Annotated in this window: 19 protein-coding genes; 5 read left to right on the forward strand and 14 right to left on the reverse strand. The window is 63.8% G+C overall.

Features of this window, described 5'->3' with window-relative positions; all coding sequences use genetic code 11:
- Positions 1 to 3 precede the first annotated feature (3 nt).
- From J0W34_RS05110 to J0W34_RS05135, 6 genes are all read right to left on the reverse strand, one after another.
- Complete coding sequence (locus J0W34_RS05110) at positions 4 to 6,117, reverse strand: Hpt domain-containing protein (RefSeq protein WP_230970947.1); 6,114 nt, start codon at positions 6,115 to 6,117, stop codon at positions 4 to 6.
- A gap of 32 nt (positions 6,118 to 6,149) precedes the next feature.
- Positions 6,150 to 8,270 (reverse strand): methyl-accepting chemotaxis protein, encoded by a 2,121-nt coding sequence (locus tag J0W34_RS05115; RefSeq protein ID WP_227815904.1) that lies wholly within the window; start codon positions 8,268 to 8,270, stop codon positions 6,150 to 6,152.
- A 46-nt stretch (positions 8,271 to 8,316) separates the two neighbouring features.
- Positions 8,317 to 8,829: a chemotaxis protein CheW gene (locus tag J0W34_RS05120; protein WP_230970948.1), complete on the reverse strand. Its 513-nt coding sequence runs from the start codon at positions 8,827 to 8,829 to the stop codon at positions 8,317 to 8,319.
- A 4-nt stretch (positions 8,830 to 8,833) separates the two neighbouring features.
- A complete protein-coding gene (locus J0W34_RS05125; RefSeq protein WP_265332664.1) occupies positions 8,834 to 9,199 on the reverse strand; it encodes a response regulator in 366 nt (121 codons plus the stop codon).
- Between the two features lie 10 nt (positions 9,200 to 9,209).
- Entirely contained in the window at positions 9,210 to 9,602 is a 393-nt protein-coding gene (pilG, locus tag J0W34_RS05130) for a twitching motility response regulator PilG (protein WP_321573655.1), read from the reverse strand.
- Positions 9,603 to 9,707: 105 nt separating this feature from the next.
- Positions 9,708 to 9,860 (reverse strand): rubredoxin, encoded by a 153-nt coding sequence (locus tag J0W34_RS05135; protein WP_407941167.1) that lies wholly within the window; start codon positions 9,858 to 9,860, stop codon positions 9,708 to 9,710.
- Positions 9,861 to 9,999: 139 nt separating this feature from the next.
- Here J0W34_RS05135 and thiD point away from each other — a divergent pair, with 139 nt between their 5' ends.
- The 5 genes from thiD to J0W34_RS05160 are packed head-to-tail and all read left to right on the forward strand — an operon-like array spanning position 10,000 to position 14,346.
- Positions 10,000 to 10,821: a bifunctional hydroxymethylpyrimidine kinase/phosphomethylpyrimidine kinase gene (thiD, locus tag J0W34_RS05140; protein WP_230970949.1), complete on the forward strand. Its 822-nt coding sequence runs from the start codon at positions 10,000 to 10,002 to the stop codon at positions 10,819 to 10,821.
- Positions 10,818 to 11,471 carry a thiamine phosphate synthase gene (gene thiE, locus J0W34_RS05145; protein ID WP_230970950.1) on the forward strand — a complete coding sequence of 218 codons (654 nt, stop codon included), beginning with the start codon at positions 10,818 to 10,820 and terminating at the stop codon, positions 11,469 to 11,471. Before thiD ends, thiE begins: the two co-directional genes overlap by 4 nt.
- 14 nt (positions 11,472 to 11,485) lie before the next feature.
- Complete coding sequence (gene hemL, locus J0W34_RS05150; protein WP_230970951.1) at positions 11,486 to 12,769, forward strand: glutamate-1-semialdehyde 2,1-aminomutase; 1,284 nt, start codon at positions 11,486 to 11,488, stop codon at positions 12,767 to 12,769.
- A gap of 52 nt (positions 12,770 to 12,821) precedes the next feature.
- Positions 12,822 to 13,424 (forward strand): TetR/AcrR family transcriptional regulator, encoded by a 603-nt coding sequence (locus tag J0W34_RS05155; RefSeq protein WP_227815910.1) that lies wholly within the window; start codon positions 12,822 to 12,824, stop codon positions 13,422 to 13,424.
- Positions 13,425 to 13,482: 58 nt separating this feature from the next.
- Positions 13,483 to 14,346, forward strand: coding sequence for an alpha/beta fold hydrolase (locus J0W34_RS05160; protein ID WP_230970952.1), 864 nt, complete (start codon positions 13,483 to 13,485; stop codon positions 14,344 to 14,346).
- An 8-nt stretch (positions 14,347 to 14,354) separates the two neighbouring features.
- Here the strand turns inward: J0W34_RS05160 and mgtE are convergent, their stop codons facing one another.
- The 8 genes from mgtE to J0W34_RS05200 all read right to left on the reverse strand — a co-directional run bounded on the left by mgtE (position 14,355) and on the right by J0W34_RS05200 (position 22,779).
- Positions 14,355 to 15,797: a magnesium transporter gene (gene mgtE / locus J0W34_RS05165; protein ID WP_227815912.1), complete on the reverse strand. Its 1,443-nt coding sequence runs from the start codon at positions 15,795 to 15,797 to the stop codon at positions 14,355 to 14,357.
- Positions 15,798 to 15,893: 96 nt separating this feature from the next.
- A complete protein-coding gene (gene mtgA / locus J0W34_RS05170) occupies positions 15,894 to 16,586 on the reverse strand; it encodes a monofunctional biosynthetic peptidoglycan transglycosylase (RefSeq protein ID WP_227815913.1) in 693 nt (230 codons plus the stop codon).
- A gap of 7 nt (positions 16,587 to 16,593) precedes the next feature.
- The gene (gene aroE / locus J0W34_RS05175; RefSeq protein ID WP_230970953.1) at positions 16,594 to 17,430 is read right to left on the reverse strand and encodes a shikimate dehydrogenase; all 837 of its coding nucleotides are present in this window, start codon (positions 17,428 to 17,430) and stop codon (positions 16,594 to 16,596) included.
- Positions 17,431 to 17,497: 67 nt separating this feature from the next.
- On the reverse strand, positions 17,498 to 18,430 hold the full coding sequence (locus J0W34_RS05180; protein WP_227815915.1) for an energy transducer TonB: 933 nt from the start codon (positions 18,428 to 18,430) through the stop codon (positions 17,498 to 17,500).
- Between the two features lie 9 nt (positions 18,431 to 18,439).
- A complete protein-coding gene (locus J0W34_RS05185; protein ID WP_230970954.1) occupies positions 18,440 to 20,332 on the reverse strand; it encodes a ribonuclease catalytic domain-containing protein in 1,893 nt (630 codons plus the stop codon).
- A 70-nt stretch (positions 20,333 to 20,402) separates the two neighbouring features.
- On the reverse strand, positions 20,403 to 21,302 hold the full coding sequence (gene rarD / locus J0W34_RS05190) for an EamA family transporter RarD (RefSeq protein ID WP_230970955.1): 900 nt from the start codon (positions 21,300 to 21,302) through the stop codon (positions 20,403 to 20,405).
- A gap of 5 nt (positions 21,303 to 21,307) precedes the next feature.
- Positions 21,308 to 21,880 (reverse strand): YqiA/YcfP family alpha/beta fold hydrolase, encoded by a 573-nt coding sequence (locus tag J0W34_RS05195; protein WP_230970956.1) that lies wholly within the window; start codon positions 21,878 to 21,880, stop codon positions 21,308 to 21,310.
- Between the two features lie 5 nt (positions 21,881 to 21,885).
- Positions 21,886 to 22,779 carry an undecaprenyl-diphosphate phosphatase gene (locus J0W34_RS05200; RefSeq protein WP_227815919.1) on the reverse strand — a complete coding sequence of 298 codons (894 nt, stop codon included), beginning with the start codon at positions 22,777 to 22,779 and terminating at the stop codon, positions 21,886 to 21,888.
- Positions 22,780 to 23,012 lie beyond the last annotated feature (233 nt).

Here is a 23,012-nt window from a genome sequence, read left to right on the forward strand (position 1 = left end):
TTTCTATTTGCTTGGCACCCCGGTGTATTGCTCGATGAGGCTGAGCAGTTCGTCTTCCTGGTAGGGCTTGCCCAGATAGTGATTCACCCCGATCTGCTCGGCGTACTGGCGGTGCTTGTCCGCCAGACGCGAGGTGATCATGATGATCGGGATGGCCTTGAGCCGCTCGTCGTTCCGAATGTTGCGGGCCAGATCGAAGCCGTCCATGCGGGGCATCTCGATGTCGGAAAGAATCACATCAGGAGATTCTTCCAGCAGATGCTCCAGGGCATCGACGCCATCCTTTGCCGTGATCACCGTATAGCCCTCACGCTCCAGCAGACGGCCGGTAATCTTGCGCACGGTGAGCGAGTCATCCACCACCATGACGGTCGGGGTATGCGCCGCGCTTTGCGGGGTGATCTCAACTGCATCACCGTCATCGATTTCCACCGCGACGCCCGACAGCGCAATCGGGTTGATGATGAGGACGATCTCGCCGTCGCCGAGCACCGTGGCGCCGGTGTAGCCCACCAGACGGGCCAGCTGCGGCCCGGCCTTCTTGACCACGATTTCCTGGTTGCCTCGCAAGGCATCCACATGCACCGCCAGGGTCTGGTTGCCTGAACGCAGCAGCAACACCCAGTTGAAACGGTGAATCTCCGGCTGGCTGGCATGGTCGGCCAGCAGGCGCGGCAGATAGGCATAGGTGTAGAACTCGCCCTGCCAGGTGGTGCCACTCGCTTCCTGAAGTTCGGCCAGGGCATCCGGCTTGAGCTCCATGACCTGGGCGACCATGTTGGACGGAACCGCATAGGTCCGGCCGCCCGCCTGCACCAGCAGCGCCTGGGTGACGGCAAGGGTCAGGGGCAGATACAGGCGGAAGGTAGTACCTGCGCCAGCGCTGCTGGCCACCTCGATGCGCCCGCCCACGGCGGCCGTCTCGGCCTTGACGACGTCCATCCCCACGCCACGGCCCGAAACCGCAGACAACTCGCCGGCGGTCGAGAACCCGGGTTGGAAGATCATGTTGGTCAGGCGACGCTCATCGGCCTGCTCGCCATCGGCCAACAGGCCCGCTTCGCGAGCGCGCTGTTCGATGCGCGGGTAATTCAGGCCGCTACCGTCGTCGGCCATCTCGACCACCACTTCGTTGCCTTCGTGGCGCACGGTGAGGGTGATCTGGCCGATCTCCGGCTTGCGCGACTGCTTGCGCTCATCCGTCGACTCGATGCCGTGAGCGACTGCATTTCGCAGCAGGTGCTCCAGTGGGCTGGTGATGCGTTCGAGCACCGAACGGTCAAGTTCGATGCGCCCGCCACGCAAGTCGAGGTTGGCCCGTTTGCCCAGGTCTTTCGCACTTTGCCGAACCACGCGATAGAGACGGTCAGCAAGGCTGTCGAACGGGGTCATGCGGACCGACATCAGTTCCTGCTGCAAAGAGCGGGTCTGCCGGCTCTGCGCGACCAGTGCGGCATCCGCCTGGTCGAGGTTGCGCAGCAGGTTGTGCTGCACCGTGGTGACGTCGTTCACGCTCTCGGCCATCATCCGCGTCAGTTCCTGCAGGCGCGTGTAACGGTCCATTTCGAGCGGGTCGAAGTTGGCGTGCTGCGATTCAGCCTGCGCGATGCGCGACTGCATCTGGATGTCGGCCTGGATCTCCACTTCACGCAACTGATTGCGCAAACGGATCACGTTTTCGGTCAGGTCGAGCAGGGCGCGCCGCTGGGTGCGCAGCTCGCCTTCGATACGGGTTCGGGCAATACCGATTTCGCCCGCTTCGTTCACGAAACGATCAACCAGATCGGCGCGAACCCGCAATGTGCCGCCAGACGCGCTCCCGGGCTCGTCTGCCTCGATGGAAACGGCGGCCGGCTTGGCGGTTGCGGTTGAGCCCGCCTCGGCCTCGGTTTCGGCTTCGGGCACGGTCGGCTCGCCCCGGCTGAGGCGGTCGATGTACTGGCTGGTGACGTCCAGGCCCTGTTCGAGTTCATCGAGCAGGTCCGGTGTGGCCTCGGGAGAAGCCTCGAGCCGGCCCTCGAGTGCGTGCAGGTGCTCGCCGAGGGTCATGGCGCCGGTCATCCGCGCGCTGCCCTTGATGGTGTGGAGCAGACGGGCGATGGTGGCGCGGTGTTCTTCATTGGCCGGCTCCGTGCGCCAGTCACGCACGGCGGCGTTGAGCTGCGCCATGAGATCCAGGCCCTCTTCGATGAAGATGGGCAGCAGCTGCTCGTCGATATCGTCCTGCACGTCCAGTGTCTGGACACTGGCCTTTTCGCTCGTCGGGGCATGAACCGGTGCTGCGGTGTCGGCCGCTGCGATCGGTTCGGCATCCGCGAAGTCATCCGCCTCGGACATCGCCGAGTCGTCCGCCTGGAACGCTTCACCTGACGAGATCCCGGACGCAGCGGGAGCTTCATCCGCTTCCGTGTCGGAGATGATGGGCGTGCGCAGCAGGCTGTCGAGCTGGGCTTCGAGTACTGGTGCTTCGAGCGGCAGGCTGCCGCTACGAATCTCGGCGACCATGGCGTCCAGCGTGTCCGCCGCGGTCGTGATCAGCGCGGTCTGCTCTTCCGTGGGGGCCGTGTTGGTGTCCAGCAGTCGGGCCATGGCGTGTTCAAGCGCACGACCCAGCGTCTGGGTGGGGTCAAAACCCGCCGTGCCGGAGATGCCCGCCAGGGTGTGAGCGGCGCGTACTGCATCTTCCTGCGGAACGCGGGTCGGGTTGACACCCAGTTGGGCAGTCTCTGCGCGCAACACCGCGAGATGCTCGCGGGATTCATTCACGTACAGATCGTAGAGCGGGCGGGATAGCGTGACGGAGCCGACCGAGATGGTTTCGTCCGGCATAGCCTCTGACGCTTCGGCTTCGGCTTCGGCTTCGGCTTCGGCTTCGGCTTCGGCTTCGGCTTCGGCTTCGGCTTCGGCTTCGGCGGTTACCTCAGGTGTCTCGGGACTGGCGAGCGAGGCCGGGTCGATGCTGTCGGTGTGGAGTTCGGGCTCGAGTGCTGCGAAAGTGCTCACCTCGGCCGACTGAACGTGCATGCCGGCATCTGGCGTCGATGTCGCCTCGTCGTCGAAATCGTCCAGATCGGGGATGTCGAGCGGTTCGAGTGACGTGATTTCCGCGTCGCCGTTGTCGTCGAGATCGATATCCAGATCGAGCTCGATATCCAGCGTCTCTGCTTCTTCAGGCAACTGGTTCGGGGATTCGAGTTCCGCTTCGAGTTCGCTGAGGTCGAATTCGAGGCCCGCGGCGGGCGCGGACTCGGCTGATGCCGCCTGTTCCGCGGCCTGAACGCCGCTGTCGGCGGTCATGTCGTCCGTGGCCGATGTCGTCGGCACGACCTCTGCCGTCGGCAAATCGGCTTCTGCGACCAGTTCGGGAAAATCGATGGATTCCGGCGCGGGCGGTTCGGCGCTGTCGGCGGTCGGGGCAAGCGGCTCGAGCACCGTGAATTGCAAGCTCTCGTCTTCTTCGCTGGGTGCCTCGGGCACCATCGGGTCGAACGCCAGATCGGTGGCTTCGAGGTCGGAGAAGTCCAGTTCCTCGTCGTCGGATTGATCGAAGACCGGGACCTCTTCTGACGGCGGCGCCATTTCATCGAGGGAGGGCAGGTCCAGTCCGTCAATGGCGGTGGACTCAAGCGACATCTCGAAAGACGCCTCTTCCTCGTCGTCTGCCTGAGGCGCCGACTCGCTAAAGCTGTCTGAAGTCGCAAGCGCGTCGGCCGGAGCATCCATCGCCGGTTCGGCCGCTTCGTCTTCAAGCACCACCGGCTCGGGGGCAGTGTCGACCACGGTTTCAGCGGCTGCGCTGGTGTCGTCCGCCTGGAACTCATCCAGCGGCGCATCCGGGCTGTCGACCGACATCAACTGCTGTGCGCGAGCGCTCACGGCAGCCGTGTCGTTCCTGCCTGTCGCACCGCCGGCCGCCAGTTGCTTCACCCAGGCGTCAAACAAGGTATGGGAATCGCCGATGAGGTCGAGTACGGCGGTGTTGGGCGTCCATTCGAGCTGAAGCCAGCGGTTGAGCATCTGCTCAATGTCCCAGGCCACTTCACCAAGCGCATTGAGGCCAACCATGCGGCCCGAGCCCTTCAGGGTGTGGAAGCCGCGGCGCACTGTCGTCAGCTCTTCACCGTCTTTCGGGTTGGCGCGTACGGCCTTGAGGCTCGATTCGATGTTGCCGAGCACTTCGCGCGCTTCTTCGATGAAGATGTCGAGCAACTCAGCGTCGATCTCTTCATCGCTGGCCTCGAGGAGCTGGGCCGCTTCGGCGGACGTCTCGGGGACCGGGAGCGGAGCATCCGGGCGGTCCTCTTCGTGTTCGATACGACCTTCGTTGCCCGAGAGTTTGACTTCAGGCATGGCCGCAGCTTCCGGCGGCAGCGGACTCGGTGCCGCGGTGGAGGCCGCCACATCGGGTGCGGGCAGATCGAGTGTCGGCGCTTGTGCAGCTTCGTCGTCCTCGGGCTCGTCTTCGCCGGTCAGATGGCGGCGTTCCGGGCGACCCCGGGCGAGGCTGTCGATATAGAACCCGAGCCCGGACAGCAGGTCGGCGAGGGGTTCGAACAGTGCGGTGTCGACTTCCTGCTCTGGATCGGCCAGGCGCTGGATGATGCTTTCGCAATCGCTCAGGCTGTCCTGGGCCTCGGTCTCTTCAAGCAGATTCAGGATGCCGCTGATCTGGGCCATGGGGCCCATGACGCCCTTGAGGGTGTCGCGTTTTTCCGGTGCCCGGAAGAAGCTGTCGAGCGTCTGCTCGATCTGGGCGAGGCTGGATTGCACTTCCTTGCACAGCTGTTTGACGGCGCTGCGCTCCTGGGCAGCACGTGCCGAGGCGGCAGCATCCTGGCTCTCGACCTGTTCGCCGCGAGAGCAGGCTTCGATCCGCGCGATGGCGTCCTCGACCTGCATGGAAAACGAGGCATCCGGAACGCGACCGGAGTCGAGTGCGTGGTCGGCCAGCAGCAGGGCGGATGCCACCTCCATGGAGATGGCATCGTTGGCTCTCATCGGGTCTTTGCGCAGCCACTGCGCAAAGGCCGACAGGGTGCTCATCAGGCGGACGAAGGCGGGGCGTCCCAGCTTGCGACTGGCGCTGGCAAGCTTGGCCATGCGCTCTTCGAAGCTCGGCAGGGCCGCAGCCGTGCCTTCCGAGAACTGGTCCCAGGCATCCTTGGCGTGGTTGAGTTGATCGCGCAACTCGGCCAGCATGGGCGCCAGGGGTAATTCGCTCACCGCGGAGTTGGGCGGCGGCAGCTGGTCGGGCAGTCGATACAGGCCGTGGAGTGCCTTGACCAGCGGTGATGTGGCGGGCGCCTTGGCGACGACGAACATGGTGTCGCGGTGCAGGCGCTCGGGGTAATGTGATGCGCCCGACACCAGGCGACGTATCTGCGCGTCTATACGACCGCAAATACGGCGAATGCGCGGCGTGATCGGAACATGCCCCTCGGCCAGAACCTCGCAGAATGCCGCGGCACTGAGCCAGAATGCACGGTCTTGCTGGCGGGTCTGGCGCGACTCGATGCCGGCAACCGCCTCGTGCATCTGACGAGCCCCTTTCGGGTCCTGCGGCGTGCGGATCCAGTTAAGCAGGCCCTGCTGGAACTGAACACGCAGCCAGCGGGCGAGGCGTTGCTCTTCGTCGGCGCTCAGGGGTTTCGGATCGGCGCGCTTGGGAATTCGCACGCCCGTCGAAGGGAAGAAAAGGTCGCTTTCGTCGGGGGGCTCGATACCGCGCGCAAGCGCGACACGGGCATGCAGGGGCGCCAGACGCAAGGGCTGGTCGGGGGCGCCGTGAGAGATTTCATCCAGGTAGTTGCCGGTGGCAGCGAACGAGCGCCGGCACAGGTCAACCATCTCATCGCTAAACTCTTGCTCGCCCCGGGCGAGCTCGCCCAGCAGTTTGTCGAGGCCATCGGTAAATTGCGTCAGGCCGTCGAGCCCGATGATGGACAGGGCGCCGCGCGCCTGGTGCAGGTGCGTTTGCGCAAACTGCAGGTGCGAACCGCGTTCTTCCTCGTTCTCGGCAGCCTTGTTGATGGCCGTGAGGGCCTGAGCCAAGGCCTGGTCGATTTCGCTCTTGACCCAGGTCAGCGGACCCAGATCCTGCTCAATGGCTTGAGTCATGAATTACAGCCTCGTGGCGCGGGTATGACGGGTCAGACCTTGAAGCCCGACACCGAGCCCTTCAGTTCGACAGCAAGTTCGGCCAATTCACCAATGGACACCGCGGTCTGCTTGGTGCCGCGGGTGGTCTGTTCGGTAATGGCCTGAATGCCGCGCATGGATTCGGCCACTCGCATTGCGTTGGCGGCCTGCTTCTGCGTGTCGTTGGAAATCTGCTCAATGAGGTTGGCGGTTTCGGCAGACACGTGGGAGATCTCTTCCAGCGCCTGACCGGCGGAGTCGGACAGGGCCGCACCGGCCACCACGTCGTGGGTGGCGTTCTCCATGGCGGACACGGCATCCTGAGTGTCGGTCTGAATCGTCTTCACAATGGCCGAGATCTGTTTCGTTGCTTCGGCGGAGCGTTCAGCGAGTCGCTGCACCTCTTCCGCAACCACGGTAAAGCCGCGGCCGGCTTCACCGGCCGATGCGGCCTGAATGGCCGCGTTCAGCGCCAGCACGTTGGTCTGTTCGGTAATGTCCGAAATCAGTTCCACGATCTCGCCAATCTCCTGGGAGGATTCACCGAGTCGCTTGATTCGCTTGGAGGTTTCCTGAATCTTCTCGCGAATCTCGTTCATGCCCTTGATGGTGTTCTCCACCGCCTCGGCACCCTTGTTCGCGGAATCGAGCGAGCGACGGGCAACCTGTGCGGACTCGAGGGCGCGCTGGGAGGCTTCACTCATCGAGCGGGCCATGGCCTGCACCGTCTGACCCACTTCCTCAAGCTCTTCGGACTGTCGCTGCGTGGCGTCGAGCAGTTCGTCGGAGGTCTGCTTGGCGGCCTCGGTGGCACTGGTCACGCGACCGGCTGCGTCGTTGATGCGTCGCACCAGCACGGCGAGTTCTTCAACGGTGTAGTTCACCGAGTCGGCAATGGCGCCGGTGATGTCTTCGGTCACCGTGGCGCGGATGGTCAGGTCACCGTCAGCCAGGTCGCCCATTTCGTTCATCAGCCGCAAGATGGCCTGCTGGGTCATGTTCCGTTCTTCCTCAGCGCTGGTCCGCTGGGATTCGGATTCTTTCTGACGCGCGTCCTGTTCGTTGCGGTAGATCGTCACCATTCTCCAGATGGTGAGCAGAATCAGCACACCGACAGCGGCAATACCGATCTGCAGCAAACCGAAGCCACCGAAGTAGCTGGCGTATTGGCCAGTCAGCTCATGGGCCTCGGAGGAGAGTTGCGGGGCGTTTTCGATGATGCGGCGGCCGGCCTGCTTGGCCTGCACGAGGTACTGGATGTTGCTCAGAATGCCCGAGACAGCGCCCAGTGATTCATTGGCCACCGCTTCGAGTTCGGCCAGCTTGTCCTGGGTCATGGAATCCGGCGTCATGTCCTTCAATTGAGCCAGGATCTCGCGGAAGCTGTTGGTGTCCTTGCCGAGCAGGAAGGCAACTTCCGGGTCGATGGCATCGGCCACGAGCAGGGCGTTTGCGTTCTTGGCGATCCGCTGGGTCAGCATCACCAGCCGGTTGGCGGTGGCGATCTCGGCAGAGGTCGCGCCCGACTGCAGCTTGAGTGCGGCGACTTGCTCGGAAACGTCGAGCAGTTGGGCGTTCTTGTCGTTAATTGTGCTCACCGAACGACCCAGTGTGGTCAGGTTCTTTTCCTGGGACAGCAGGAGGTTGGTGTCTTCCTCGGTCTTGGTCCAGATCGTCGACAGCGCGCTGAGGCGGTCGGTGAACGCCGCCGGGCTGGGCGGCACGGCGCTGGTTTCAACGCTGGCGTCAACCAGGCCCCCTTCGGTCACGGCGCCGAGCATCTTGTTGAATTCAGCCTGGCCATCGCGCAATTCCGTAAAGGCGTCCCGGTCACCCTGGAGGGCCAGCTGGCCGGCCTTGGCGGTCTGTTCGGACAGCATCCGCATTTCACCCGCCGCATAGAGATAGGAGGTCGAGTTCGCGGCACGCTGCGCCTGCAGCACGATCAGCACGATCAGTGCAATGAACAGGAGGGCCAGAATCACGAAGAACTTGCGCAACTGGTCAGACATGGTTCGACCGCCTGTCGCCACGCGCGCTTTGCGCTTGCCCTTCGTCTGAGGGGCGGCGGGGGCGTCCATGACGGTTTCGTCGGGGGCCATGGTGGCCGTCGGGTTCTGTGCTGTGCTCATGAAGATCGCTCCGAAGATGAGGGCGAGTGCATTGTCGGGATGTGGATCAGGCCGCGCTGGCTTCGAGGAAGGACGGATGGCCCAGGAGGCGGATCACATCAATGTGATGCCATGGGCGTCCGTGGCTGTCCCGAAGGGTGTGGCTGACCCAGTCATGGGGTTGGTAGGGGGCGTTGTCCGGCTCGAAGTCGTCCGGGCTGCGCAGGCCGGTGGTGGCGCTGACCAGCAGGCCGCAGTTGGCGCCATGCTTCTGGCCCACCAGCACCAGTCGGGCACTGCCGCCCGTGTTGATGACCGGGCCGCCGCAAAAGGCCGACAGATCAACGATACCGAACAAGGTGCCGCGGACGTTGGCCAGGCCGCGAAACCAGGGCCGGGTAAGTGGTACGGACGCCAAAGGCGGCACCGGCAGGATTTCGCCTGCATCGGACAGATCGACCAGCCAGTTCCGTTCGCCGGCGGCGAGACCGAGAAGATCTCGCCGGGGCGCTGATTCGGCGTCTGCGAGGCGCTTGACCAGGCCTTCCTGAAACTCCCTCAGACTGACGCGCTTGGCCATCGGGTCAGTCCATCGCGCGGATGCGCTCGAGCAGGACGGCGTGGTCCAGCGGTTTGACCAGATAGTCGAAGGCGCCCTGGCGCATGCCCCAGATCTTGTCGGTCTCCTGCCCCTTGGTGGTGCAGATGATGACCGGGATGCTGCGCGTGGCTTCGTCGCGCGAGATGGTGCGCGTCGCCTGGTAGCCGTTCATGCCGGGCATGACGACATCCATCAGGATCAGGTCGGGCAGTTCGGACTTGCTCTTGGCAATGCCCTCTTCGCCATTTTCAGCAGTGATGACCTCGAAGCCGTTCTTTTGCAGCACATCGCTCAGGGCGTAGCGCTCGGTCGGAGAGTCGTCAACGACAAGAATCTTTTTGATCGGCATGTTTTGAAACTCACTCGGTTGCTTGTGGTGTGGAGGCGTGCGCAGCAACTGCTTTGAGCAGGCTGTCTTTTGTAAACGGTTTGGTCAGATACTCGTCCGAGCCGACCATGCGACCGCGAGCACGATCAAACAGGCCGTCCTTGGACGAGAGCATGATGACCGGCGTACTCGACAGGCGCGGATTCTTCTTGATCAACGCGCAGGTCTGGTAGCCGTCTAGGCGCGGCATCATGATGTCGACAAAAATGACGTCCGGTCGGTGGTCGGTGATTTTGGCCAGTGCATCGAAACCGTCTTCCGCGAGCAGCACCTGACAGCCTGCCTGCGCAAGAAAGATTTCAGCACTGCGTCGGATGGTGTTGCTGTCATCAATCACCATCACCTTGAGTCCGGTCAGATCCACGATGTCTCTTCCTGCGAATGGGTTTATGACGCGTGTCGCCCAGGGCAAAACATGACGTCGTCTATTCCTAACGGAGAATCGTCTCGCATCTTGAGAGCGAACGAATCAGATTTCGACCATCTCGAAATCGTCTTTCCTTGCGTCGCATTCCGGGCAGGACCAGTTGGGGGGAATGTCCTCCCAGCGCGTCCCCGGTGCGATGCCCTCATCAGGCAGACCTGCCGCTTCGTCGTAGATGAAGCCGCAGATCAGACACATGTAAGTCTTGTAGTCGTTTTCGGCCATATTGCTGCTGTTGTCTTTGGCGTTGGGTGTGGATGCTAGAATCCGCCAGATCTTAACGCATTTCGAACGTCCCGACTCGGCTGGCATGAGCCCCGATCCCGTGTAGGAAACAATGCTTCGTCTCCCCGCCGTACTGACCATCTCTCCAACCGAGCCGACAAGTGCAACCGGCCTTGCGGCCGATGCCCTGACTCTTGCCTGCATGGGTGTCTATCCCCTGTGCGTCGCCAGCGAAGTATGCCTGCGCGATACCGCGCAAGTCGAGGCGCGAATTCCATTGGAGTGTGACATCGTTGTCGATCAGGCCCGAGTTGTGCTCGAGGATGTGCCGGTCAGTGCCATGAAATTCACGGTGCCGGGCAGCGTGGCCATGGTCTCTGCCATGGCCGAACTGGTCGCCGATTATGCCGAGACGCCCCTTGTGCTCGAGTTACCGCCGCTCATGGCGGAAGAAGACGAGGCCGATGACGATCACCTGACCGCTGCCCTGGAGTTGTTGGTGCCCTATGCCACCGCACTGGTGCTTGATCCGAGTGCCGGGCGCCGTTTGATCGCGGCGGGCGTCGCCGACGAAGAGCCCGATGACCTCACGCTGGAAGAGATGTCGTCCCTCCTGTGTGGCATCGGTTGCGAATCGGTGCTGTTCCTGGGCGCTGGCGGTCACGGACCCAAGGCCGTGCATCTGCTCTATGGCGAGCAGGGCATCTTGCAAAGTATCGACCTGGAACATATCGGGCGTCGTACCCTGGGGTTCGGTTGTTCCGTGGCGTCCGGGCTTGCCGCCGGCCTGGCCCAGGGGCGTTCGCTCGATGAAGCGACGCGTGAAGCCATCCAGTTCGCGCACAAGTGTGAAGCGTCCGCGCTGCACATGGGCATGGGTGCGCTGGTGCCCGATCGCATGTTCTGGGCGCGCCCTGAGGGGGAAGTTGAATGAACAAGGCTGCCAGACGTCTGCCGCAAGGCTTGTACCTGATCACGCCCGACACCCCGGACACCGAGGCGCTCATCGCACGGGTCGAAGTGGCCCTGAAGGGCGAGCCCGTGATGCTCCAGTACCGCAACAAGTGTCTGACGGGGGATGCTCAGCTGGAGCAGGCGGCCGAGATCCGTACCCGATGCTACGCGTCAGGCGTCCCCTTCATCATGAACGACAACCTGGAGCTGGCCGTTCGCCTCGATGCCGATGGCGTCCATCTGGGCCGCGAGGACGGCGACGTGGCGCGCGCGCGTGCCCGCCTCGGTGGCGAGCGCATCCTCGGAGTGTCGTGCTACAACGAATGGCCGCTGGCCGAAGCGGCTGCCGCGGCGGGTGCCGACTACGTGGCCTTCGGCGCCATGTATCCGTCCAGTACCAAACCGGGTGCGGTGGCGGCGAGTGTCGATCTGCTCACGCGTGCCCGAAAGTCGCTTGCGGTCGGCGTTGTCGCCATCGGTGGCATCACACTCGATAACGCGGGCGCGCTGGTTGGGGCGGGGGCATCTCAACTGGCCGTGATCTCGGACGTGTTCGACGCGCCGGACCCCGCGGTTCGAGCGCGCGCATACGCTACGCTGTATGCCAGTCAATCCAATCTTTCAGCTTGATGGACCTAACCGACATGAGTCAGAACGAAACCCTTTTCAATCGTGCCCAGCAAGTGATTCCCGGCGGCGTGAACTCGCCGGTGCGGGCATTCGGATCCGTGGGGGGATTTCCCCGCTTCATCCAGCGGGCGGAAGGGGCGCGGATGTGGGATGCGGACGGCAAGGCCTACATCGACTATGTGGGTTCATGGGGGCCGGCAATCGCGGGTCATGCGCATCCCGAGATTGTCGAAGCCGTGCGCAAGGCCGCGCTCGACGGTCTCTCCTTTGGCGCACCCACCGAGGCGGAAGTCGAGATGGCCGAGCAGTTGTGCGCGCAATTGCCCGGCATGGACATGGTGCGGCTGGTCAGCTCGGGGACCGAAGCGACCATGAGTGCCATTCGGCTGGCACGCGGCTTCACCGGGCGTGACGCCATCATCAAGTTCGAAGGTTGCTATCACGGTCATGCGGATTGCTTGCTGGTCAAGGCCGGTTCGGGCGCACTGACCTTCGGCAATCCGTCCTCCGGTGGCGTGCCGGCCGATTTCGCCAAGCACACGCTGGTGCTCGACTACAACGATCCCGATCAGCTCGAGGCCACGTTCAAGGCCAAGGGTAGCGACATCGCCGCCGTCATCGTCGAACCGTTTGCCGGCAACATGAACCTGGTTCGTCCGAGCGACCGCTTCCTGCAAACACTCCGCGAGTTGTGTACTGCCCATGGGGCGGTGCTGATCTTCGATGAGGTCATGACCGGCTTCCGTGTCGGGCCGCAAGGCGCGCAAGGACTGGTGGGCATCACGCCCGACCTGACGACGCTGGGCAAGGTGGTCGGGGGGGGCATGCCGGTCGGCGCCTTTGGCGGGCGTCGCGACATCATGGAAAAGATTGCACCGCTCGGTCCGGTCTATCAGGCGGGGACGCTCTCGGGCAGTCCGGTGGCTGTGGCCGCGGGGCTGGCCTCGCTCAAGCTGGTGCGCCAGGCGGGGTTCTACGAGCAGCTGGCTGATCGCGCACGGCAGCTGACCGAGGGCCTGAGCGCCGTTGCACGTCAGCATGGCGTGGCCTTCTGCGCCCAGTCCGTGGGCGGCATGTTCGGTCTGTATTTTTCCGAAGAGCCGCCTCAGGGGTTTGCCGACGTCATGGCCTCGGATCGCGAGCGATTCAACCGCTTCTTCCACGCCATGCTGGAGCACGGTCATTACTTTGCACCATCGGCGTTCGAGGCCGGTTTCGTGTCAGCGGCGCACACCGTGGAAGACATCGATGCCACCATCTGCGCCGCCGAGCAGGTGTTTGCCGATCTGGCGGCATGAAGCCGACAGGCGGACTTGAAAAAAAGAACGAGCGTTCGATAAAATGACAGCCATGAATAAAGGTGCACGTACCCGTCAGACCATCCTGGATGCTGCGGTCGCCATGGCGTCCGAGGCCGGATTCGAATCCCTCTCCATCGGCGCGCTGGCCGGGCGAGTGGGCATGTCCAAGAGCGGTCTCTTCGCCCACTTCGGCTCGCGTGAAGACTTGCAGGTTGCCGCCATCGAAGCGGCCGCCGCACGGTTCTCGGACCTCGTCTTCGTACCGGCGCTCAAAGCGCCCAGAGGTATAGCGCGAATCGAGATTCTCTTCAACCGGTGGCTCAACTGGGTCGAACTCGGCGGGCTGGAGGGCGGTTGCCCCCTGCAGGCGGCCGCGCTTGAGTTCGATGACCGACCAGGGCCGGTCCGCGATGCGGTGATGACGCACTTCCTTCAACTGGAGAAGGAACTTGGCAAGGCCGTCACCATTGCCATCGAGGAAGGGCAGTTCCGCAAGGGACTGGACGAGGGGCAGTTCGTGTTCGAACTGTTCGCGATCGTCAGCGCGGCCTACTACCGCGGGCGCCTGCTGGATGATGACATCACGCCGCAGCGGGCGCAGACGGCCTTTGAGGGGCTCGTCGAGCGCTCTTCGGCGAAAACCGTGCATTGATCCTCCGGGGGCGCGATGGCGCCCCCGTTCCAACCGTCATTCGGGACCAGAGAACAGCGTGAAGAAAGCGGGCAAAAAAAGGACGAACGGTCGTGTTGAGTTGCTGACGCCGAATCAGCGTCGCTGGGTGCGCGTCACATCCTCCCTGTTGCCAGGCTGGACGGCCGAGCGTGCCGAGCGTCTGCTGGTGCGCCCGCCGCGCGCACGTGGCCGGGCGGCCGAGGTCCTCGACGCCTGGGGCGCGCGGGAAGATGTCGAGCTGAACGGACAGGCGATGGCACTGTGGCACTTCGGTGAGGCGGCCGGGCCGCGGGCCGTGCTGGTGCATGGTTGGGGTGGCTATGGAGGCCAGTTCTCGACATGGATCAAGCCCTTGCTCGACGCAGGCCTGGCCGTGACCGTGTTCGACATGCCGGGCCATGGCGAGAGTGCCGGTCGTGCCGGGAGGGTGGACGAATTCATGGCGGCCATCTCGACGGTACTGACCCATGTGCCCAATGCGGTGGCGCTTGCCGCCCACTCCATGGGCGGCGCCGCGAGCATGCAGGTCCTGCGGGAACATCACGAGCTCGAACGGGTTGTGGTGGTGGCGGCGCCGGCATCGCTTGCGCATCACATGGCCGACTTGTCCCGTCGGGTGGGACTGAGCCCCGCGGCGCATGAGAATCTGGTCGACCGCATGGAGTCGGCGCACAAGCCGGTGGCTGAGCTCGATGCGCTCTCGGGGCTCCCGCTGGGGCGCACACGCGCGCTGTTCGTCCACGATCGGGACGACGCGGAGGTGAGCTTTGTGCATCTGGCGCGTTTCGGAGATTTGTGGCCGGGCAGTGAATTGATGGCGACCGAAGGATACGGACACTACAAGGTGCTGGGCGCGCCCGAGGTGGTGTCGAGGGCGGTCGGTTTTCTGGCGGGTGCCTGAGCGCGGCCTCAGATCAGGAACAGCGTGGCCAGACCCAGGAAAATGAAGAAGCCGCCGGAGTCGGTGCAGGCGGTGATCATCACGCTCGAACCGAGTGCCGGGTCGCGGCCGAAGCGTTGCATGCCCATGGGAATGATGACCCCCATACTGGCGGCGAGCAGCAGGTTGAGCGTGGTGGCGGCGGTCATGACCGCACCGAGTTGCCAGTTGCCGTAGAGCCACCAGGCCACCAAGCCCATCAGGCCGCCCCACACGAGTCCGTTGATCAGTGCGACGCCCATTTCCTTCTTGAGCAGGCGCTTGCCTGAATCGCCATCCACTTGGCCCATGGCCATGGCACGCACGATCATGGTGATGGTCTGGTTGCCCGAATTGCCCCCGATGCCGGCGATGATGGGCATGAGCGCGGCGAGGGCGACCAGCTTCTCGATCGAGCCCTCGAACAGACCAATCACGCGCGATGCGGCAAATGCCGTGATCAGGTTGATGGCCAGCCAGGCCCAGCGGTTCTTCACCGAGTCGAGCACCGGCGCGAAGATGTCTTCCTCTTCGCGCAGACCGGCCTGGTTGAGCAACTCGGCCTCGGACTCCTCGCGGATGTAGTCCACCACGGTATCGACCGTCACCCGGCCCATGAGCTTGTGCTCGGCGGTGACCACGGGCGCGGAGACCAGGTCATAGCGCTCGAAGGCATTGGCCGCATCTTCGGCCTTGTCGTCCGGGCGCAGGGTCACCGGATCGGTGATCATGATCTCGCTGACCAGCAGCTCCGGGTCGCTCACCAGCATCTTGCCCAGCGGCAGCACGCCGACGAGGGCCTCGTCGCGGCTGGCGACAAACAGCTGGTCCGTGTGGTCCGGCAGTTCGGAGAACCGCCGCAGATAGCGCAGCACCACTTCCAGCCGGATGTCCGGCCGGATGGTGACCATGTCGAAATCCATGAGCGCGCCCACCGCGTCCTCGTCGTAGGACATGGCCGCACGCAGCTGGGCCCGCTCCTCCAGGTCGAGTGCCTGGTAGACGTCCTCCATGACCTCATCGGGCAGATCGGGCGCCAGGTCGGCGAGCTCGTCGGCGTCAAGGGTTTCGGCGGCGGCTTTGAGCTCATCGTTGTCCATGGTCTCGATGAGCGATTCGCGCACCGCGTCGGACACTTCGAGCAGGATTTCACCGTCGCGCTCCGCCTTGACCAGGTCCCAGACGAATTTGCGGTCCTCGATGGGCAGGCTTTCAAGCACCACGGCAATGTCGGCCGCGTGCATGTCGTCGAGCCGGCTGGACAGCTCGTGCACATGTTGTTTGTGCACCAGGCCTTCGACCAGCTCGTGCCGGGGCATGTCTTCCTGACGCTGGACGAGCGACTCCACCAGCTTGTGCCGGTGTAGCAGTTCCTGGATCTCCTTGAGTTGATCCTGAAGCGTATCGCGGGGCTTGATCTCGGGTTCGGACATGGTTTGGCGAGGGGCATGCGGGTCGCCCCGGCGCAAATTGTACGTGCTTTGTTGTTGCAGCGCGATGTGCGCCGGTGCCGCTGACCTAACCCCGTTTCAGGGCACGACGGAGCGATGCATTCGCGCCTGGACGCGGCGGGCATGAGCGGCCAGACGGGGGCCGAACTGGCGCTCGTAACGGCGCGGATTGGGTAGCATGACAGCGAGTCGGGCCGCCTGCTCGGGGCCGAGCCGGCTGGCCGGAATGCCATAGTAGTGAACGGCCGCCGCCTGGGCACCAAAGACGCCGGCACCCCATTCGACCACGTTCAGATACACCTCGAGAATCCTGCGTTTGGACCAGCAGGTTTCGATCATCAGGGTGATGAGCGCCTCCTGCGCCTTGCGCAGATAGCTCTTGCTGGGCGTGAGGAACAGGTTCTTGGCCAGTTGCTGGCTGATGGTCGAGCCGCCGGCCACCGGTTTGCCCTTGCGGGCATTCTTCTCGATGGCGTTCTGGATGCCTTCCCAGTCGAAGCCGTCGTGTTCAAGGAAACGATCATCCTCGGCGGCGACCACGGCTTGCTTGAGATGGCGGGAGATGCGCTCGTAGTCGACCCATTCATGCTTGAGCTGCGCGTCGGGTCGGGCCTCGCGCATGGTCGTCAGTTGCAGATCCATGAAACGGGTGCTGCTCGGATTCACGTGCTGCCACCACAGCACGTGGGCGAAGATCCACACCTCATAGAGCACGAGGGCCGCAACGGCAATGAGCAGGGCGCGCCCGATCACGCGGCCAATGGATTTCATGAAGGCGTCAGCGGCCCGTGGCCAGCTGGGTTCTCAGCATGGCCAGGACCGGGCCGGTTTTCGGCCTGATGCCGCGCCAGATGTCGAAGCTTTCGGCGGCCTGCTCCACCAGCATGCCCAAGCCGTCGGCGGTGCGCGCGGCGCCGCGATCGGAGGCCTCGAGCATGAAGGGCGTGGGGCGCGCACCATACATCATGTCGTAGGCCAGCTGGCAGCCTGAGTAGGCCTGCGGCGGAATCGGCGGCACTTCGCTGCTGAGGCTGGCCGAGGTGGCATTGATGATGACGTCGAATCCCTCGTCTCCCACCGCGTCGAAGCCGCAGCCGCGCAGTACCGTGGCCTCGCACAGAGGGCGAAAGCGTTCGACCAGTTCGTCGGCGCGCGAGGCGGTACGGTTGGCGATGGTGATGGAATCGGGGCGGGTGGCCAGCAAGGGCAGCATCACGCCACGGGAGGCGCCGCCGGCACCGAGCAGCAAGACCCGGCTGCCCTGAAGCGCACAACCGAGGTTGTCCTGCAGGTCGCGTATGAGGCCGACGCCGTCGGTGTTGTCGCCGTGAATGCCATCGGCACGAAAGCTCAGCGTATTCACGGCCCCGGCGGCCTGGGCGCGCTCGGAGAGCTGGTCGGCGAGATCATAGGCCTGGAGCTTGAATGGCACGGTGACGTTCATGCCGCGGCCGCCGCTTGCCGCGAAGGCTCGCACGGTATCGGCAAATCCCTCTTCGGGGCCGAGAACGGCCTCGTAGGTCATGACCTGGCCGGTCTGTTCTGCGAAGGCGGCGTGAATGCGTGGCGACTTGCTGTGGGCAATCGGATTGCCGATGACGGCGTAGCGTTCCATGGCGGGGCGATCTCGGATCAAAAAGGCATTCTACCGGCTGATGGCCGGGCCGTTTTGCCCGGGTGACTCAGTCGGTGCGAATGGCGTCCGCGTTGGTGAAGGTCCAGGTGCGGGTAATTTCCAGCTCGTCGGTGTCCTTGCGGATGTTCGGCGGGAACGGCGAGAAGGGCGCGGCGAGGCGGACGATATTCTCGGCCGCCTGATCGAGCACCGCATGGCCCGAAGAGCGATGAATGGTGAGACGCCCCACCGTGCCATCGGAGCGGATGACCACGGACATCAGCAGGCTGCCGTAGAGCTTGCCCCGGGCCGAGTCCGGGTAGTTGAGCGTGCCGACCCGTTCGATCTTCTGGCGCCAGTCTTCCACGTACTGGGCGAAGCGATATTCCTTGGTGCGCGCGCCGATGAACTTCTTGCGCGGACGCTTGGAATATTCGTTGAGCTGCTTGTCGAGCTTGGCTTCAAGGCGCGCAATGGCCGCGGCGCTGTCGGCCAGATCGGCGCCCGACACTTCCGCCGGTTCTTCAGCAGGGGTATTGCTGTCCTTCTGGACCTGCTTGACCGTTTGCGCCTTCCTGGATTCGGCCAGCAGCTTGCGCTGGGCGGCTTCGAGCTTGGCGACGCGACGCTTCGCTTCGGTCAGCTGATCTCCGTCGACCCGCTTTTCCTTCGGGGGCAGGGGGGTGCTGGCCATCTGTTTGGTGTCGGTGTTGCCGCCACCGTCGAGATTGGCCTGGGCGAGAGCCTCCGCCTTCTCCGGTGCTTTGGCATGCCGGGCGTTCACCAGTACCACCTCGAGACCCGAGTCCTTTTTCAGACTCTGGGCGATGTCCGGAAACTTGAACTGGATGGCGAGGATGACGGCGTGCAGCAGGAACGAGATGCCCAGGGCGGCCATGAACAGCGGCGAGGTCTGCGAGCCCGGTCGGGGCGCCTGGACGGCCTTGGCCCGACCCTTGGCGGGCGCCTTGATCTTGGGGGGCTTCGGCGAGCGCGTCATGACGGCATTCTACTCGGAAGCGTCGGCCCCGGCCGCGGGCTCGGAGAGTACGGAAACGAAGCGAGCGCGCAGATCCACGTCGAGCAGGTCACTGTCTTTCATTTCCAGTGCTACATGCGCACCCGGCACCTGCAGCGGCATGCCGCCGACCTTGAAGACGAAGGGCATGTCGTCGATGCGCACCACGTTTTCGCGCAGCACGCGGGCGGTGATCCGGTCGTCGTCACGCTGGCGCAAGGCACGGATGCACCAGTAGCGCTCCATGTGGCGCTGGAATTCGGCATAGGCGCTGTAGGCCATATCGAAGTCGCGCACCACTTCCATCAGGTCGGGGGACTTGGGCGGGAAAACCGGGTCGGTGGCCTGGAGCACGCTGATCAGCTGCCACTGATTGACCAGATCGACGTAGCGGCGCAGCGGTGAGCTGGACCAGGCGTAGCAATCGACACCGAGCCCCTCGTGCGGCGCGGCCACGGTGGCCATGCGCACCTTGCCGCCGCCCTGCACGCGGTAGATGCCGGGGATGCCGGCATCGTCCAGCTGTTTGCCCCAGGTGGAGTTGGCCACGATCATCAGTTCGGCGACCAGCTTGTCCATGGGCGAGCCACGCAGGCGAGGGGAGATGGCGGCGGCACCGGGGCCGTCACTGGTTTGCACGCCCCAGTCCACATAGAAGCTGTAGTCCACCTGGGTCTGGTTGGTGGCGGGCTTGCCGCGGCCGGCCTCCATGATGGTGGCCAGTTCCCACAGCAGTGTCAGTTCCTGCTTCCAGGGGTAGTCGGGGCCGCCATTGAGCAGGGTGTCCTCGTTGAACACCGGCTCCAGGTCGTGATGACGCAGGTTCGCTTCGACGGGGATGCGCTCAAGGCGCGAGTACTGGTTCGACACCGACAGGTCGGCATTGAGTTCGAGATAGAGCGACACGGCCGGGCAGGTGCGGCCGGCCTGCAGGGTGAAGATCTCGACCAGCGCGTCGGGCAGCATGGTGATCTTGTTGCCCGGCATGTACACGGTGGACAGCCGCTGACGGGCAATGGCGTCGAGGGCCGAGCCGCGTTCGATGCCCAGGCCCGGCGCGGCAATGTGGATGCCCACGGTCCAGCCGCCGCCGTCGCGGGGCGTCACTGAAAAGGCGTCGTCGATTTCCGTGGTGGTTGCATCGTCGATGGAGAAGGCGCGTACATCGGCCACGGGCAGATCGGTCGGGACCTGCGGCAGATCGAGTGCCGGGAAGCCTTCACCCTCCGGGAAAAAGTCGAAAAGGAAGCGGCCATAGTGAAAGTCGTAGCTCGACTCGAGCGCGCCGCAGGCCAGCATCAGGTTGGCTGCGCTCAGGCCGCTGTCGACGCAGGCGGCCTCGAGCGCCTTGGCTTCGAGACGGTTACGGTCGGGCCGGTACAGCAGCTGGGGCACCATGCCCTCGAATTCGGCGGGCAGTTTGTGCGCCAGCAGCTCGTCGCGCATGCGATCGACGGCTTCGGCCTGCTGACGTTTTTTCTCCAGGCCGGCCAGTGCCGCCTGGAGGATGTCGGTGGGGGCCTTGCGGAAACGGCCGCGGCCCTTGCGGTGGAAATACACCGGGGCGGAATGCAGCCTCAGCAGCACGGCGGCGGCTTCGACCGTGTTCGGTGTGTGGCCGAAATATTCTTCGGCAAATTCTTCAAAGCCGAATTCGTCCTCGCCGCACACCTCCCAGAGAAAGTCCGTGTCCAGCTGTTCGGCCTCGGCTTCGGCACGTGGCAGCAGTTCGCTGGCCGTCGGGCTGTCGAAGGTCAGTAGCACGTGATTGCGCTTGAGCTTGAGGCGTTTGCCGGTGGTGGCTTCAACCTGCAGGGAAGCGTCGTTGTCCACCAGAACGGTGCCGCACTTGAATGCACCGCTCTCTTCAAATAACACGAACATCGGATCGACCGTATGAGAACAAGCCCGACAGTTTAATGGATTCGCCCGGCACAATGTCGTGTGATACCGCTCAGCGGACACGCCTGCGGCCAGCGCGCCAGAGGTCGAGCGAATACAGCGCCAGGCCCAGCCAGATCAGCACGAATCCGAGCAGATGACCGGTGTCGAACGGCTCCTTGAAGGCGAACACGGCCAGACAGAACGAAATGCTCGGTGCCAGATATTGCAGAAACCCGAGGGTGGCCAGCGGCAGTCGCCGGGCACCCACGGCAAAGAGCGTCAGCGGCACGGCGGTGACAATGCCGGCCAGCGGCAACAGGATTTCAACCGATGGGTCGCGGCCAATCCATGCTTCGCCCTGGTACACCCGCCAGACCAGCCAGCCGACGGCCAGCGGCAGCACCAGCACCGTCTCGACCAGCAGCCCGGTGAAGGCGTCTACGGCAGTGCGCTTGCGGATCAGCCCATAGAAACCGAAGGTCAGTGCCAGCATCAGGGCCACCACCGGCAGGTGGCCCACACCGACGATGCGCCACAGTACGCCGGCCATGGCCAGCAGCACGGCGGCGCTTTGCCACGGGCGCAGGCGCTCGCCCAGGAACAGGCGGCCGAGCAGCACGCTGAGCAAGGGGTTGATGAAATAACCCAGACTCGTCTCAAGCACCTGGTCGTGGGCGATGGCCCACACGAAAATCAGCCAGTTGGTGCCGTTGAGCACTGCCGTCAGACCCAGGGTGGCGAGCAGGCGCGGTTGCCTGAATACGGCGGTGACCCGGTGCCAATGGCGCCGGGCCAGCACCAGCAGGCCCAGCAGCACGACGGACCACACCACGCGGTGGGCGACGATTTCGCTCGCGGGCACGGCGGCGACCCATTTGAAGTAGATCGGCGTCAGGCCCCACAGGCTGAAGGCCGCGATCGCCGCGGTCAGTCCGGCGCGGATGCCCGCCGGTTCGGCATCACGAATCATGGCATTCAGTCGCTGGCCAATCCGGCAAACGCCAGAACCTCGTCCAGATGCTCATCCCAGTGACGGAAGCCATGGTCACCGCCCGCATGGATGGTCTGGCGACAGCCTGCGTAGCGCGCCACCGCGTGCCGGTAGTCGAGTATCTCGTCGCCGGTGTCGACCATCAGCCAGTAACGCTCCGGGCGGGTGATGCGAGGCACTTCAATGGCGCGCAGCGCCTCGATGTGCGCCGGGGTGAAGTCGAAGGCCTCCCCCGTGTAGAGGTTGGTTTGCGGGCCGACGTACGGTGCCAGCGAGATGTGCGAGACCACACTCGGATTGACCAGAATCGCCTTGAGGTCGTGCTTTTCGGCCAGCCAGGTGGCGTAGTAACCGCCCAGTGAACTGCCGATAAGGGTGGGCGGCGTCTCGCAGCGGGCTATCTGCGCTTCGACCAGGGCGATGACATCGGTGGCGCACACCGGCAACTGCTCGCACCAGTAACGTGCGCCAAGGCCGCGTTCGGTCAGATAGTCACGCAGCCGGGTGGCCTTGACCGAGCCGGGCGCAGAGCGAAAGCCGTGCAGGTAGAGAATCATGGCGCTCAGGCGTCGTTCCAGGTGATCCAGTCAAAGTACCAGGAGGCGAGAATCACCAGTCCGAAAATGATGCGGTACCAGGCGAAGGGTACGAAGCTGTTGTTCGAGACGTACTTGATGAACGCTTTGACGGCGACCATGGCAGCGAAGAACGAGGCAACGAAACCAACGGCGAAAACCGGCAGATCGGCCGCGTCGAACTGGGCCCAGTTCTTGTAGATGTCATACACCGTGGCCGCAAACATGGTCGGGATGGCCAGGAAGAACGAGAATTCGGCCGCGGTTTTGCGCGACAGGCCGAAGATCAGGCCGCCCATGATGGTTGCGCCGGAGCGCGAAGTGCCCGGGATCATGGCCATCGCCTGCGCGAAACCGACCTTGAGCGCGTCGGTCCAGCGCATGTCCTCGACGGTGTTGAGTCTGGGGTGATACGCGCGCTTTTCGATGTAGAGGATCAGCAAGCCACCGAGGATGAGCATGCTCGCCACGACCATCGGATTGAACAGATACGCCTTGATGATCTTGTAGAACAGCAGCCCGAGCACGGCCGCGGGCAGAAAGGCGACGAACAGATTCCACCAGAAACGGATCGAATCCTCACGCAAGAAGCGCGGAAGCGCTTGCATGAGGCCGTGCTGCTTGAATTCCACCCTGGCGTAGTGGCCGGTGACGCCGGCCGCCTGAGTCAGACGGTCCGTCAGTCGCGCCCGATAGTCCCAGCACACGGCGAGAATGGCCGCGAACTGGATGACGATCTTGAACACCTTGCTCTTCTCGTCGGTGTAGTTGAGCAAGTCCCCGAAAATGATCAGGTGTCCAGTGGATGACACTGGCAAGAATTCGGTCAGCCCCTCGATGATGCCGAGCAGAAGGGCCTTGAGCAGAAGCAATAAATCCATGGTGGTTCGGGGCCGGTGGAATCGAGCGCTCGATTATACCGATGCAGTGCAACAAACAGGCGACGCCGATCCGTTGATCTCCCCCTCAAGTATGTTCAATGCATGACGATAATCTGACAATGCGTGTAGCTTTATGCCTTGAGGGCAAATGCCAAGCGCAAAAGAGAACATTCGTGCCATCATGCCCATATGGCGGTATTTGATGTCTGGGGACCGTCCGAGTGAACGGTGAG

It is taken from the genome of Nitrogeniibacter aestuarii (assembly GCF_017309585.1).
Classification (GTDB): Bacteria; Pseudomonadota; Gammaproteobacteria; order Burkholderiales; family Rhodocyclaceae; genus Nitrogeniibacter; species Nitrogeniibacter aestuarii.

Bases quoted from the DNA above. Each gene is read 5' to 3' on its own strand.
- J0W34_RS05185 (WP_230970954.1), bottom strand. From the start codon at position 20,332: ATGTTCGTGTTATTTGAAGAGAGCGGTGCATTCAAGTGCGGCACCGTT.
- J0W34_RS05155 (WP_227815910.1), top strand. From the start codon at position 12,822: ATGAATAAAGGTGCACGTACCCGTCAGACCATCCTGGATGCTGCGGTC.
- mgtE (WP_227815912.1), bottom strand. From the start codon at position 15,797: ATGTCCGAACCCGAGATCAAGCCCCGCGATACGCTTCAGGATCAACTC.
- thiE (WP_230970950.1), top strand. From the start codon at position 10,818: ATGAACAAGGCTGCCAGACGTCTGCCGCAAGGCTTGTACCTGATCACG.
- J0W34_RS05195 (WP_230970956.1), bottom strand. From the start codon at position 21,880: ATGATTCTCTACCTGCACGGCTTTCGCTCTGCGCCCGGCTCGGTCAAG.
- hemL (WP_230970951.1), top strand. From the start codon at position 11,486: ATGAGTCAGAACGAAACCCTTTTCAATCGTGCCCAGCAAGTGATTCCC.
- aroE (WP_230970953.1), bottom strand. From the start codon at position 17,430: ATGGAACGCTACGCCGTCATCGGCAATCCGATTGCCCACAGCAAGTCG.
- J0W34_RS05135 (WP_407941167.1), bottom strand. From the start codon at position 9,860: ATGTGTCTGATCTGCGGCTTCATCTACGACGAAGCGGCAGGTCTGCCT.
- thiD (WP_230970949.1), top strand. From the start codon at position 10,000: ATGCTTCGTCTCCCCGCCGTACTGACCATCTCTCCAACCGAGCCGACA.
- J0W34_RS05120 (WP_230970948.1), bottom strand. From the start codon at position 8,829: ATGGCCAAGCGCGTCAGTCTGAGGGAGTTTCAGGAAGGCCTGGTCAAG.
- J0W34_RS05200 (WP_227815919.1), bottom strand. From the start codon at position 22,779: ATGGATTTATTGCTTCTGCTCAAGGCCCTTCTGCTCGGCATCATCGAG.
- rarD (WP_230970955.1), bottom strand. From the start codon at position 21,302: ATGATTCGTGATGCCGAACCGGCGGGCATCCGCGCCGGACTGACCGCG.
- J0W34_RS05115 (WP_227815904.1), bottom strand. From the start codon at position 8,270: ATGAGCACAGCACAGAACCCGACGGCCACCATGGCCCCCGACGAAACC.
- J0W34_RS05180 (WP_227815915.1), bottom strand. From the start codon at position 18,430: ATGACGCGCTCGCCGAAGCCCCCCAAGATCAAGGCGCCCGCCAAGGGT.
- J0W34_RS05110 (WP_230970947.1), bottom strand. From the start codon at position 6,117: ATGACTCAAGCCATTGAGCAGGATCTGGGTCCGCTGACCTGGGTCAAG.
- J0W34_RS05125 (WP_265332664.1), bottom strand. From the start codon at position 9,199: ATGCCGATCAAAAAGATTCTTGTCGTTGACGACTCTCCGACCGAGCGC.
- mtgA (WP_227815913.1), bottom strand. From the start codon at position 16,586: ATGAAATCCATTGGCCGCGTGATCGGGCGCGCCCTGCTCATTGCCGTT.